At 63.4% G+C, this 12,616-nt stretch carries 10 protein-coding genes and 2 pseudogenes; 2 read left to right on the top strand and 10 right to left on the bottom strand.

The genetic code is table 11. The features are described from left to right. Positions 1–12: 12 nt before the first annotated feature. The 9 genes and pseudogenes from phnN to NKJ35_RS13990 form a co-directional block, all read right to left on the bottom strand. Positions 13–642, bottom strand: a complete 630-nt coding sequence (phnN, locus tag NKJ35_RS14030) for a phosphonate metabolism protein/1,5-bisphosphokinase (PRPP-forming) PhnN (protein ID WP_352647783.1) — start codon at positions 640–642, stop codon at positions 13–15. Continuing rightward, positions 639–1,778: an alpha-D-ribose 1-methylphosphonate 5-triphosphate diphosphatase gene (locus NKJ35_RS14025; protein WP_352647781.1), complete on the bottom strand. Its 1,140-nt coding sequence runs from the start codon at positions 1,776–1,778 to the stop codon at positions 639–641. Before NKJ35_RS14025 ends, phnN begins: the two co-directional genes overlap by 4 nt. A 78-nt stretch (positions 1,779–1,856) precedes the next feature. Then, positions 1,857–2,564 (bottom strand): DUF1045 domain-containing protein, encoded by a 708-nt coding sequence (locus NKJ35_RS14020; RefSeq protein ID WP_352647780.1) that lies wholly within the window; start codon positions 2,562–2,564, stop codon positions 1,857–1,859. Positions 2,565–2,712: 148 nt separating this feature from the next. Next, positions 2,713–3,525: a 5-deoxy-glucuronate isomerase gene (gene iolB, locus NKJ35_RS14015; protein WP_352647777.1), complete on the bottom strand. Its 813-nt coding sequence runs from the start codon at positions 3,523–3,525 to the stop codon at positions 2,713–2,715. A 2-nt stretch (positions 3,526–3,527) separates the two neighbouring features. Further along, complete coding sequence (locus NKJ35_RS14010) at positions 3,528–3,746, bottom strand: DUF3329 domain-containing protein (protein ID WP_254815905.1); 219 nt, start codon at positions 3,744–3,746, stop codon at positions 3,528–3,530. A 41-nt stretch (positions 3,747–3,787) separates the two neighbouring features. Further along, positions 3,788–4,705: a myo-inosose-2 dehydratase gene (gene iolE, locus NKJ35_RS14005; RefSeq protein WP_352647775.1), complete on the bottom strand. Its 918-nt coding sequence runs from the start codon at positions 4,703–4,705 to the stop codon at positions 3,788–3,790. A 46-nt stretch (positions 4,706–4,751) separates the two neighbouring features. Then, positions 4,752–6,596: a 3D-(3,5/4)-trihydroxycyclohexane-1,2-dione acylhydrolase (decyclizing) gene (gene iolD, locus NKJ35_RS14000; RefSeq protein ID WP_352647773.1), complete on the bottom strand. Its 1,845-nt coding sequence runs from the start codon at positions 6,594–6,596 to the stop codon at positions 4,752–4,754. Between the two features lie 34 nt (positions 6,597–6,630). Beyond that, positions 6,631–8,565 carry a bifunctional 5-dehydro-2-deoxygluconokinase/5-dehydro-2-deoxyphosphogluconate aldolase gene (locus NKJ35_RS13995; protein ID WP_352647772.1) on the bottom strand — a complete coding sequence of 645 codons (1,935 nt, stop codon included), beginning with the start codon at positions 8,563–8,565 and terminating at the stop codon, positions 6,631–6,633. Positions 8,566–8,765: 200 nt separating this feature from the next. Continuing rightward, positions 8,766–9,497 (bottom strand): annotated as a pseudogene (locus NKJ35_RS13990) (SDR family NAD(P)-dependent oxidoreductase). Between the two features lie 136 nt (positions 9,498–9,633). Between NKJ35_RS13990 and NKJ35_RS30905 the strand changes: the two are divergent. Beyond that, positions 9,634–10,479 (top strand): annotated as a pseudogene (locus NKJ35_RS30905) (AraC family transcriptional regulator). On the opposite strand, the gene NKJ35_RS13975 reads toward NKJ35_RS30905, so the two are convergent. After that, entirely contained in the window at positions 10,476–11,321 is an 846-nt protein-coding gene (locus NKJ35_RS13975) for a MurR/RpiR family transcriptional regulator (RefSeq protein ID WP_352648005.1), read from the bottom strand. The pseudogene NKJ35_RS30905 and the gene NKJ35_RS13975 sit on opposite strands and share 4 nt — an antisense overlap. A 153-nt stretch (positions 11,322–11,474) precedes the next feature. Here NKJ35_RS13975 and NKJ35_RS13970 point away from each other — a divergent pair, with 153 nt between their 5' ends. Continuing rightward, a complete protein-coding gene (locus NKJ35_RS13970) occupies positions 11,475–12,584 on the top strand; it encodes a Gfo/Idh/MocA family protein (RefSeq protein WP_352647770.1) in 1,110 nt (369 codons plus the stop codon). Positions 12,585–12,616: the final 32 nt, after the last annotated feature.

The following is a 12,616-nucleotide window of genomic DNA, read 5'->3' as shown; positions in this document are numbered from 1 at the left end:
ATGGGCGCTACTTTAGATAAGGCCCGACATGTCGGAGAAGGCCATGGCCTTGCGCAGCACCTCGGCGAAGCGCTCGCCGGCGGCTTCACGAGGGCCGCTATTGTCGATCGAGGTGACACCCGGTCCGGACAGCGCCACATTGGCACTGCGCGCCAGCCGTGCCAGCACTTCGCCGCGCGACTCGCGACCGCGCAATGCCAGCCGCTCGGCCAGGATATCCGGTGTAGCCGTGATCTCGACGACAGCCAGATTGGCGTAGCGCTCCCGCAGCGCCGGGATGATCGCGCGCGAGACGTTGGCGATCGCGACACGGCCGTTGGAGACCGACCAGTCGACTTCGGCCGGGATGCCGTAGTGCAGGCCATGCGCCTCCCAGGAAATGGCGAAGGCGCCATCCGCTTCGGCCTCGACGAAGGCAGCATCGGCGAGCGTATCGTGATCCTCGGTGGCCGCATCGTTCGGCCGGGTGATCACCCGGCGCACGAACTCCAGCCGGCTCTCGCCGGCAAACACCGCGCGCGCATAGCCGATCACCGTGTCCTTGCCGGCACCGCTCGGCCCGACGACGGCGACGAAGACACCGTCGCGGATCGGAAATCCCGCGGCGGACAATTCACGCTCGACCGATGCCGACACCATCATGCGACCCGGCGTCCCTGCCGCCAGACCGTGCGGACGACCGGGACATGGTCGTCGACGCGCACGCGAACCAGATCGGCGCGCCGGCCGGGCTCGATGACACCGCGATCGGTGAGGCCGACCGCCTCGGCCGGGTTCTTCGAAACCATGGCCACAGCCTGCGGCAGCGAGATACCTTCGACCACGTCGCCGAGGAAGAAGGCCGACTGGATCAGGCTGAACGGAATGTAGTCCGATGACAGGATATCGAGCAGGCCGTCGCCGGCCAGCGTGCGGGCCGAGACATTGCCCGAATGCGAAGCGCCGCGCATGACGTTCGGCGCGCCCATCAATACGCCGAGCCCTGCCTTTTTCGAAGCCCTTGCTGCCTCCTCGGTGGTCGGGAACTCGGCGACGCGCACACCTTGCTCGATCGCTTCGTCGACATGGCCGACGGTCGCGTCGTCATGGCTGGCGAGCACGACGCCGCGCTCATGACAAGCCGCGGCGATGAAGCTGCGGTTCGGGCTCGAGTTCCTCGCCGATTCCGCCATCCGCTTTTCGCAGAATTTCTGGAAATCGCGGTCGGTCAGCTTCAGCTTGCGCTGGTAGTAGTAGGCGTAGGTCTCGAGATCGACGAATTGCCGCTGTCCCGGCGCATGGTCCATCAGCGACGCCAGCCTGACCCGCTCGTCACCGTCGAAATTGGCGAAGGCTGTAATGCAGTCCGGCGCCGAAACCTCGCAGCGCAGATGGATGAAATGGTCGGCCCTGAGCCGGTCCTGCTGGACACTGTCCTCGATCGCGTCGGCCAGTTTGCGTATGTCGGCAGCCGTCAGGTCCGCATCCTCGTCCATGCCGACGCGCAAGGCGTCGAGCACGGTGGTGATGCCGGCGGTCGCCACCTGCGCGTCATGGGCGAGCACCGCGGCGATCGGGTTCCAGCGCACTTTCGGCCGTGGCGCGTAATGGCCTTCGAGATGATCGGTGTGGAGCTCGACCAGGCCAGGGATGATGAAGTCGCCGCCCATGTCCTCGCCGCTGCAGCCGGGTCCGGCATCGATGGTGGCGATCATGCCGTCGCGCAGCACGATCGACCCTTGGACGATCTGGTCGGCGAGCACGATCCGGGCGTTGTCAAGAACAGTCTCGGCGGTCATTCCAAGCAGTCCTTGCAGGATTTTGCAGCCAACTGGAACCAATTGACGTCGCACAAACGCGGTTAGAGCAAATAGTCATTAGGCAGTTCTTCTGGCCGGGCGGCGCCCGAGCGCGTGATGGGACAGCACCATGAACGGCGCGCCAGGTTCAGTTTCCACAAACAGCGTCAGCGCGTCCACCGGCACCGGCCTTTGCAGCACGCCCGCAAACAGGCTGTCGATTGCTAAGCGAAGACGAGGGCTTTCCTGTGACGAGATCCGGCCGGACAGCGTCATGTGGAAGCGAAACGTCTCGAAGACATAGGGATAACCCCATTGGCAGAGATTGCGGAACTCGTCGGGCTTCAGCGAATCGGGGCTGCGCCGTTCGATCTCGGCTTCCGTCAACGGCGCGCGAAAGCGGTCGAAGTCGCGCACCACATCATCGGCGAAGCGGTTGAGCGACGGCAGCGGTGCTTCCGGCACCAGCGCGAAGAAGCCGTCGATCTGGCTGACGACGAGGCGCGGGATCGTAACCACCGGCGTTGCCTCGGCAAAATCGTCGAGTGCCGCGCGAAGCGAGGTTTCCGTCTCATTGGAGGCCAGTCGAAAGGGCGCCTTCAGCGTCGCATGAAAGCCATAGCGGCGCGCCGAAGCGGTATGGAAGGCAACTTCTGCCGCCGACAACTCGCCTACTGCCTCGACCGGCTTTGTGGCGGCACCGAATGGGTCGCGGCCGAGCCAGTTGGCGGCGATCCGTGCCAGCGGTTCGTCCTGTCGGGGGGTAAAATAGATCGCGTAGCGCATCGAAAGTCCTCGTCAGCCCCGCTGCCATAGGTGATTTCCATGACGAATTGACGAAGCTTTGCGGCGTTTTCGGTAACAAAACCACACAGCCGGGTCGTTGGCCGACGATTTTTCGCTTGGACCAGCGGTTGGGGCGAAGGGGAAGTGGTCAGGCCTTCATCAGCCATTCGTGCTCGGGCGCGTTGTGGAATTTCCACGTCCGCTTCGGTCCGGCCATGACGTTGAGATAATAGAGATCATAGCCGTGGCAGGCCGCGCAGGGGTGATAACCCCTGGGTACCAGCACGACGTCGCCGTCCTCGATAGCCATCGCCTCGTCGAGCGAACGAGCACCGCTCTGGTCGGCGTCGGTGTAGACGCGCTGGAAAGCAAAGCCCTGCGGCGGGTTGAGGCGGTGGTAGTAGGTTTCCTCCAGATAGGATTCAGCCGGCAAATTGTCCTGGTCGTGCTTGTGCGGCGGATAGCTTGATGTGTGGCCGCCGGGTGTGATGACCTCGACCACCAGCAAGGAATCGGCCGGCTTGCCCTCCGGCAGGATGTTGGTGACGTAGCGTGTGTTGGTGCCTTTGCCGCGAACCTCTTGGCCGAGAACGTCGGGCCCGATGACACGGACCGGCAGACCGCCGCCCAGTCCTGGCGCCGAACAGACGGCAAGTTCGAGATCGGTATCGGCGCTCACCGACCATTCCGACCCCTGCGGCACATAGACCGACCAAGGCTTGCCTTCGAACGGCGACATGCGTTCGCCCAGCAGGCCGAGATCCTTGCCGCCGGCTTTGGCCTTGCCCTTTCCGGTGACGAACACCAGGCAGACCTCACGATCCGCGGTTTGCCCGGAAGCGCTCTCGCCGGGCCTCAGCCGATACAGATCGAAGCCGACATAGGTCCAGCCGGCGTTTTGCGGCGTCACATGAGCGACGCGGCCGTGGCCCTTGTTGGCTTTGATGAGCAGCTTAGACATGGTCATTCCTTCGGTTTGGCGTCCGCCGATGGCTTGTCCTCGTCAGCCGGCTTGTAGAGATAGAAGAATTGCCAGACGGCATAGCCGGCGAAGCCGAGCGCGATCACGCCCCAGAACGGCGTGCCGGTGGCGAATTCGATCACCGACCAGACCAGGCAGACCGCGACAACGGCAACGCGCCGCCACAGCGGCCGGAAAAACGGGTGCTCGGAGTCTTTCATCGGATCACCCCCGGCATCGGATCAGCCCTTCCTCGCGAGCCTCAAGCATTGGGAAAGCCTTGTGTCTCCACCGTGTAGCCGGCCGCTGTCATCACCCGCATCAATTCCTTGTAGCCGACCTGCGCCATCTTGAGCGGCGGGTTCTTCTTCGGATCCTGCTCGGCCTCGACCACGAACCAGCCTTCATAGCCATGGTCGGCGAGCCTCTGGACGATGGCGCCAAAGTCCAGCGAGCCATCTCCCGGCACGGTGAAGGCACCAAGCGCCACCGCATCGAGAAAGGATTGCCTGCTACGATCCAGCTTGTTGATCACCTCCATGCGCACGTCTTTCACATGCACGTGGTTGATGCGCCGGTTGTGGTTATCAATAGCGCGCAGCACATCGCCCCCGGCAAAGGCCAGGTGACCCGCGTCGAGCAGCAATGGAATGCCTTCTCCCGAATAGCGCATGAAGGCGTCGAGCTCTGGCTCGGTCTCGACCACCGCCGCCATGTGATGGTGATAGGAGAGCGGCATGCCTTGCTCGGCACACCATTCGCCGAACTGCGTGAGCTGCTTCGCGTAGGCTTTCATCTCATCGTCCGACAGCCTGGGCTTGCTGGCGAGGGGTTTCGAGCGGTCGCCCTGGATGGAGCGGCCGACTTCGCCATAGACGATGCAGGGCGCATTCACCGCCTTGAACAGATCGATCATCGGCTGGATACGATCCTTGTTTTTCGCCATGTCTTCATTGACCAGCGTCCCCGAGAACCAGCCGCCGCAAAGCGTCACGTCGGCCTCTTTCAGGATCGGCAGCATGACTTGCGGATCGTTGGGAAAGCGGCGGCCCATTTCCATGCCGGTAAAGCCAGCCGAGCGCGACTGGCGCAGACACTCCTCCAGTGACACATCATCGCTGAGTTCGGCAAGATCGTCGTTCCACCATGCAATGGGGGACATGCCCAGTTTGGCTTTCAAGTCGTCACTCCAGTTTCGGACATTTCGAGGCGCGTTCGCGGATGGCTCAAAGAACCCGCCCGCTCAGCGCTTCCTCGTATTTCTTGCGCGCCGCGTTCACTTGCGGCCGCACTGAGACTTCCGGCACTGCGACATCCCACCAGCTTCCACCGGCCTCGGTCGAAACCAGCGGGTCGGTGTCGATGACCAGCACGGTCGTTCGCGTGTTCTTCTTCGCTTGCGCCAGCGCCGTTTCCAGCCCGGCGATCGATGGCACTTTTTCGGCAATCGCACCCATGCTCGCAGCATGCGCGGCGAAGTCGATCTCGGGCAAGGTTTCGTGACGGGCGTCCTTCAGCAGATTGTTGAAGTTGGCGCCGCCGGTCGCCATCTGCAGCCGGTTGATGCAGCCATAGCCGCGGTTGTCGAGCAGCACGATGGTCAGCTTGAGGCCGAGCATCACAGAGGTCGCGATCTCGGAATTGAGCATCAGGTAGGAGCCGTCGCCGATCATCACGACTACCTCTTCGTCCGGCTTGGCCATCTTGACGCCGAGTCCGCCGGCGATTTCATAGCCCATTGTCGAGAACCCGTATTCTGCGTGGTAGGAGCCGGGCGCGCCCGCCTGCCAGAGCTTGTGCAACTCGCCGGGCAAGCCGCCGGCTGCATGGAGCAGTACCACGCCGGAGCCCATGGCGCGCTGTACGGCGCCGATCACCTGCGCGTCGGACGGATAGGCGGCATTGGTCGACGCAGTCACCTTGCCCGCCTCCGCCTGCCACTCCTTTTTGCCCTTGATCGCATTGTCGGTCCAGGCGGCAGGCGCCTTCCAGCCCTTCAGCGCCTCGCCGAGTTCGGCGAGCCCTTCCGCCGCATCGGCGACCAGCGTCAGCGCCTGGTGCTTTCCGGCGTCGAAGGGCTGGACGTTGAGTCCGATAATGGTCCTGCCGGCATTCTTGAACAGTGCCCAGGAGCCGGTGGTGAAGTCCTGCAGCCTGGTGCCGACGGCAAGCACGACGTCGGCCTCTTCGGCCAGCCTGTTGGCAGCCGAAGTGCCGGTGACGCCGACCGCCGCCATGTTCAGCGGATGATCGTCGGGCAGCGAGGATTTGCCGCCTTGCGTCTCGCAGACCGGAACGCCGGCGTCCTGCACCAGTCTGGCCAATTCACCCGAGGCCTGCGAATAGAGTACGCCGCCGCCGGCAATCACCAATGGCTTCTTCGCCGCTTTAAGTGCTGCCACCGCGGCGGCCAGTTCCTGGCGATCCGGACGTGGTCGCCGCTGATGCCAGATTCGTTCGGCAAAGAAGCTCTCGGGGTAGTCATACGCTTCTGCCTGCACGTCCTGGCACAGCGCCAGCGTCACCGGGCCGCATTCGGCGGGATCGGTCAGCACCTGCATGGCGCGGTTGAGCGCCGGCATGATCTGCTCCGGCCGGGTGATGCGGTCGAAATAGCGCGACACCGGCCGGAGGCAGTCATTGACGGTCGCCGTGCCGTCGGAGAAATCCTCGGCCTGCTGCAGGACAGGGTCGGGAATGCGATTGGCAAAGACGTCGCCGGGCAGAAACAGGACAGGCAACCTGTTTACATGCGCAAGCGCCGCAGCGGTCACCATGTTGAGCGCGCCGGGGCCGATCGAACTGGTCGCAGCCATGAAGCGGCGGCGGAAATTGGCTTTGGCATAGGCGATCGCCGCATGCGCCATTGCCTGCTCGTTATGGGCACGGAAGGTCGGCAGCTCGTCGCGAACCTGGTACAGCGCCTCGCCGACGCCGGCGACATTGCCGTGGCCGAAGATCGCCCAGACACCGCCGAAGATCGGCACCTTCTTCCCGTCCATCTCGGTCATCTGTCGAGCAAGAAAGCGGGTCAGAGCCTGCGCCATCGTCAGGCGGATTGTCTTGGTCATGTCGGTTCCTCCGCAGTCCTTATGCCGCGCCTTCTTATGCTGCTTTGCGGCCGCGCGCGGCAAGCCACGCCTCGGTCAGTCTCTCGAAGCGAGATGCCATGTCGGCAACCGCTTCATCGTCCGACATCTTGCCGGCAAGCCATTGTTCGGCCGCGTTGATGAAGATGGTGCGGCCGACGGCAAAGCCCTTGACGATGGGCGCCTTGGCGGTGGCGGCAAAGGCCGCTTCCAGCTCGTCCTGCGGCGCTTCCAAACCGAGCAGCACAATCCCGCGGCACCACGGATCGTTTTTCAGGATCACCGCCTCGATCTTTGCCCATGCGATGTGCGATGCCTGCGGTTCGAGCTTCCACCAATCGGGCTTGATGCCGAGTGCGTAGAGTTCCTCGAGCGCGCGCGGGATGGTCATGTCGTCGAGCTTGCCATGCTTGCCGGCGATGATCTCCACCAGAAGTTCTCTGCCCACTTTCCGCGCGGCCTCGAACAAAGCGCGCAGTTTCTGCTGCTGTTCGGTCTTCAGCTCCGCCGGATCATCGGGATGATAGAAGCACAGGCACTTGATGCAGTGGTCGACCGGCCATTCGGTCAGTTGCGAACCAATGTCTTGCGAGAACTCGAAGCGAAGCGGCCGCGAACCCGGCAACTCGACCGGCCGGCCGAGCCAGGTGAAGGAATGGTGGGCGAATTCGAACATCGCCTCGCGCCCGTATTTTTCGTCGAGCAGCATGCCATAGCCGGCGCGGCCGGCCGCGACTTTGGCCGCAGCCTTGACAGTCAGCACCTTGAAAGCCGGGATCCGCGACGGATCGGCGCCGGCTTTTGCCGCGACGTCCTCCAGCTGGACGCGGTGGTCGCAGGCGAACGCCATCAGCGAGGGGATGTCGCGCCGGCGCGTGGTCGCCCAATGGATGTGGTTGATCGCCTCGTCCTTGCGCAGCGCCAGGTGCTTGCTGCCGTTTTTCAGGAAGAACTGCAATTCCTCGAAAGTCGGGTATTCAGGTGCGCAGAGGAGCCGCGACACGGCAAATGCCCCGCAGGCATTGGCCCAGGTCGCCGCCGTCGCCAGGCTTTCCTCGCCGAGCCAGCCGCGCAGGAAGCCCGACATGAAGGCGTCGCCGGCGCCAAGCACATTGTAGACCTCGATAGGAAACCCCTTGCCGACGATGCCGTCCTCGAGATCGTCGCTGATCGGCCCGTCATAGACGATGCAGCCCATGGCGCCGCGCTTCAGCACGATGGTTGCCGCCGACAGCGAGCGGATGGTTTTCAGCGCGCTCAGGCAATCGTCTGCGCCCGACGCGATCATGATTTCCTCTTCGGTGCCGACGATGAGATCGCAGTCGGGCAGCACCGTCTTCAGCCGCGCCGACACGCGGTCGGATTTCACATAGCGCTCGAAACCTTCGGCGTGGCCGGCGAGACCCCAGAGGTTGGGGCGGTAGTCGATGTCGAACACCACCTTGCCGCCCTTGGCTTTCATGACACGGATCGCCTTGCGCTGGGCGGCGTCGCTGTTGGGTCGTGAAAAATGCGTGCCGGTGACGACGATCGCGCGTGCCGAAGCGATGAACGCCTCATCGATGTCGTCTTCCGAAAGTGCCATGTCGGCGCAATCGCTGCGATAGAAGATCATCGGCGAGACGCCTTCATCCTCGACCGACAGCAGCACCAGGGCGGTCAGCCGCTCCGGATCGGCCTTGAGGCCTTGGACCGAAACGCCCTCGCGGGTCAGCTGCTCGCGGATGAACCGGCCCATCTGCTCATTGCCGACGCGGGTGAGCAGCGCCGAGCGCAGGCCTAATCTGGCAGTGCCGACTGCGATATTGGCCGGACAGCCGCCGACCGACTTGGCAAAGGAAGTAATGTCCTCAAGGCGCGAGCCGATCTGCTGGCCGTAGAGATCGACGGAAGCGCGGCCGATCGTGATGATGTCGAGCGGCGAATATTTCGCTTCCACGGCCTCGCCCATTCGAACCTCCCATCGGCTTTGTTGTCTTGGGTAACACGCGCGAGCGGCAGCGTGGCGCCAGCAATATGAAATAATAATTCCAATCCATAGTCAATATGGAACGAGCATTCCCAAGGCTGAAAAGTGCTGTGCAAGGCTCGCGCGTTCAGAAACTTTGAAGTCAGACGAACGTCAAGTGTCTACCACTGAGACCAGCTGATTTACCAAGGAAGTGGGCCATCATCGTTGAAGTACCCGGCGGTCGGGCCATCGGCGTCCAAGGTCGCCAGGTGAATGACGATCTCGGCCGCCTGCTGCACCGTACGGTGACCTTTATACCCGTTGAGATCGGTGGCAGTGTAGCCAGGCGCGGCGGCGTTGACCTTGATGCCTTGCGGTGCGAGCTCCCTGGCGAAGGCCACCGTGATGGCGTTTAACGCTGTCTTGGAGCTGCCGTAGCCCATCATATTGACGGCGTGGTTCGCGGTGGCGGGATCCAGCGCCCGGCCGATGGAGCCGGTGGAGCTGCTCACCATCACGATCGGGCAGCAGGTGCTGCCAGCAGCAGCGGCAGGAATGCGTGGGTCACGCGGATCGGGCCGAAGACATTGACGTCGTAGGTGGCCTGGACATCGGCGATCCGCTGCTGGCTCGGCGGCAGGTCGTAGTTGATGGCGACGCCGGCGTTGTTCACCAGCACGTCGAGGCGGGGGCTGGCCTGCCCGAACGCCTCGGCTGCCGCCTTCACACTGTCTGTCATCCCTCGTGACGCCCAGCTCAAGCCACTCTACGTCGTGGCCTTCGGCACGCAATGCCTGCGCCGCCGCCATGCCGCGTTGGGCGCTCCTGGCTCCGAGCCAGACCTTGAAGCCCATGGTCGCCATTCGCCGGGCGATTTCACGGCCTATAACCTTGTTGGCGCCGGTCACCAGCGCAGTTTTCGATGTCGTCATGTCGTGTCTCCATGTTTGCTGTGGAAGACCTACAAATGGCGCGAGGCAGCGGGCGCCGCGCGCCGGAAACTCTCCAGCTCTTGCCTAATCCTCTCACGCTGCTGCGCGGCCGGTGCGAATGCGCGATGCTGGCGCAATGAGCGAGGCGCTGCAGGAGTTGATCGAAATCGCCGGCCGCCATGCGCGCGGGCGAAGAATAAGAACGGCGATTCCCCGCGTTTCGATCGGCCGCAGCGAAGTCGCGACGGCGCCATTGCCGGGTGTGTGGGGGTCGGGGGTCTTATTCGTATTGCAGGGCGCGAAGACGGTTCTGATCGGCGACCGGGCTCTTCGTTACGACCCGGCCAGCTAAGCGAGCGCCGCACGTCCTTATCTGGCCATTGGCTTGACCCTTGACCTGCAGGCTGTCGCCGCGCTCCTCGTTGAGCACGGGCCGGTCCTCGGCGGCGACAGGTTCTCCACCTCTCCCGTTGATGACGACCTGCTCGACGCGTTGCGTCGAATGCTGCGGCTGCTTGACCGGCCAGCGGAGATTCCCGTGCTCGCGGCCATGCTCGAGCGGGAGATGCTGTTTCGGCTCCTGCAAGGCCCGCAAGGCGGAAAGCTTCGTGAACTTGCGCGCGCCGACGGCCATCTGTCCCGGATTGGCCAGGCGATCGCCTGGATCCGCTCGCATCCCCATCAGCCGGTCCGGGTCGGGGATCTGGCCGAAATCGCCCATATGAGCAGTGCTGCGTTTTATCGTCACTTCAAGGCGGCAACGGCCATGAGCCCAATCCAGTATCAAAAGCAAATCCGCTTGCTGGAAGCCCGCCATCTGCTGATTGCCCAGCCGGGCAACGTGGCGCGTGTCGCCTTCGCTGTCGGCTATGAGAGTGCTTCCCAGTTCAGCCGGGAGTATGCCCGCCAGTTCGGATCGCCGCCTGCCCGCGACGCAGCGCGGCTTTTGGCAGGAGGCGAAACGGCAATAGAGGTGCTCTAAGGCTTGCGCTTCTTTCCGCTATCGCGCCGCTTCTCGCCGACGGCGACAGTCAGCGCCATGGCCAAGGCCATCGTCGCCGACAGCGAGCGGAAGCCGGCGAAATCGGCCTCGGCGACCTCGAACCAGACCCTGGCGAACTGGGCGAGCGGCGAAAAGGAGGAGTCGGTAATCGCCACGATCGGCACGCCTTGTTCCGAAATAATGCGCGCCTCCTCGATGGTGGCCGGGGCATAGGGCGAAAAGCTTATGGCGATGACGGCGTCCCTTGGAGAGGCAAAGCCGATCATCTCCGCATTGAGGCCGGCGGCCGATTCGATCAGCTGGTTGCGGATCTTGAGCTTGCCCAATGCGTAGGCGATGTAGGAGGCGACCGGGTAGGAGCGCCGCTTGGCCAGGACGTAAATGGTTTCGGCCTTGGCCAGCACGGCGATCGCATCTTCGAAATGGTCTTCATTCAGCGTGCGCGAAATGTCGTTGAGCGAGGTGCTGGCTGCGGCAACAAAACCGTCGAAAATCGCGCGGTGGCCGGCGCCTTCCTCGGCCTTGGCGCGCAATGCCGCCAGCCTTTCATCATAGGACGAGTTGCGCTCGCGCAGACGCTCGCGAAACACCAACTGCAGGCTGGTGAAACCATCAAAACCAAGCTGCTGGGCAAAGCGGATCAGCGTCGAAGGCTGGACACCGGCGGAAGCGGCGATGCTGGCGGCGGTGCCGAAGGCGATATCGTCTGGGTTGTCGAGCGCATAGGCGGCGATCTGGGCGATACGTTTCGGCAGGCTCTGGCGCCGCTCCAGGATCGTCGCCCGCAGCGTCTCGAAATCGCGCGGCACCCGTTCGTCCATCGTCGCTCCGCCCAGGCTCATCGTCTGGTTCCCTCTGTGCCCCATCATAGCGGGCCTGTGCAAGAACACCATAAAAAATGAGACAAGCGTTCCATCTGCAGACAAATTGGACTAATTCATCCACACAAACTTTGCACACAGGGAGGCAAGCGGATGGTCGGGGTAGGTCTTATCGGCACGGGCTTCATGGGTAAGTGCCACGCCATTGCCTGGAACGCGGTTGGTACCGTCTTTCCCGATGTGGACAAGCCAAGGCTGGTTCATCTGGGCGAGGTCAACGAGGACCTTGCCAAACGCCGTGCCAGCGAATTCGGCTTCGCCAGGGCCTCCGGTGACTGGCGCGCGGTGGTCGACGATCCCGACGTCGATGTCATCTCGCTGACCACGCCGAACCAGTTCCACCCGGAAATGGCCATCGCCATCCTCGAAGCCGGGAAGCATCTGTGGTGTGAAAAACCGATGGCGCCGAGTTTTGCGGAGGCGCAAGCAATGGCTGCGGCAGCCCAAAAGTCCGGCAAAGTCGCCGCGCTCGGCTATAACTACATCCAGAACCCCGCAATCCGCCATATCGGCGCGCTGCTCGACGAGAAGATCATCGGCGAGGTCAACCATCTGCGCATCGAGATGGACGAGGACTTCATGGCCGATCCGGAGGCGCTGTTCTTCTGGAAGCACGAGGCGGCGTCCGGTTACGGCGCGCTCGACGATTTCGCCGTGCATCCGCTTTCGCTCATCGCCGTGCTGTTCGGCCGCGTTGCCCGCGTCATGTGCGACATGGCCAAACCCTATGCCGAACGCCGCGTCGCCTCGGGCGGGCGCCGCACGGTCGAAACCTACGACATCGCCAGTATCCTGATGCATCTCGAAAACGGCATCGCCGGCACGCTGCTGGTCAACCGTTCGGCCTGGGGCCGCAAAGGCCGGATCGCCATCCAGATTTTTGGCTCGAAGGGCTCGATCCTGTACGATCAGGAGCGGATGAATGAGTTCCAGCTCTATCTGACAGCCGACCGGCCGACCGAGCAAGGCTATCGCACGATCCTGGTGGCGCCGCACCACAAGCCCTACGACGCCTTCCTGCCGGCACCCGGCCACGGGCTTGGCTTCAACGACCTCAAGATCATCGAATGCAGGGAACTTTTGACGCGGCTGGCCGGCAAGCCGGCGCGCATCATCGATTTCGAAGAAGGCCTGGAGATCGAGCGCACCGTGCACGCGATGGCCAGGTCGTTCAGTGAGAGCCGCTGGGAGGACGTGAGGTAGCCCTGCCCGGCATCCGCTTCACAGTGGCCGCT

The sequence above is a fragment of the Mesorhizobium sp. M0136 genome (assembly GCF_040322515.1).
In the GTDB taxonomy this organism is placed as follows: Bacteria; Pseudomonadota; Alphaproteobacteria; order Rhizobiales; family Rhizobiaceae; genus Mesorhizobium.
This window is presented reverse-complemented; position numbering and strand designations above follow the sequence as displayed.

Coding starts and splice junctions, on each gene's coding strand:
- iolB (WP_352647777.1), bottom strand. CDS start 3,525: ATGTCTAAGCTGCTCATCAAAGCCAACAAGGGCCACGGCCGCGTCGCT.
- NKJ35_RS14020 (WP_352647780.1), bottom strand. CDS start 2,564: ATGCGCTACGCGATCTATTTTACCCCCCGACAGGACGAACCGCTGGCA.
- NKJ35_RS14010 (WP_254815905.1), bottom strand. CDS start 3,746: ATGAAAGACTCCGAGCACCCGTTTTTCCGGCCGCTGTGGCGGCGCGTT.
- NKJ35_RS14025 (WP_352647781.1), bottom strand. CDS start 1,778: ATGACCGCCGAGACTGTTCTTGACAACGCCCGGATCGTGCTCGCCGAC.
- phnN (WP_352647783.1), bottom strand. CDS start 642: ATGATGGTGTCGGCATCGGTCGAGCGTGAATTGTCCGCCGCGGGATTT.
- NKJ35_RS13975 (WP_352648005.1), bottom strand. CDS start 11,321: ATGGACGAACGGGTGCCGCGCGATTTCGAGACGCTGCGGGCGACGATC.
- NKJ35_RS13995 (WP_352647772.1), bottom strand. CDS start 8,565: ATGGGCGAGGCCGTGGAAGCGAAATATTCGCCGCTCGACATCATCACG.
- NKJ35_RS13970 (WP_352647770.1), top strand. CDS start 11,475: ATGGTCGGGGTAGGTCTTATCGGCACGGGCTTCATGGGTAAGTGCCAC.
- iolD (WP_352647773.1), bottom strand. CDS start 6,596: ATGACCAAGACAATCCGCCTGACGATGGCGCAGGCTCTGACCCGCTTT.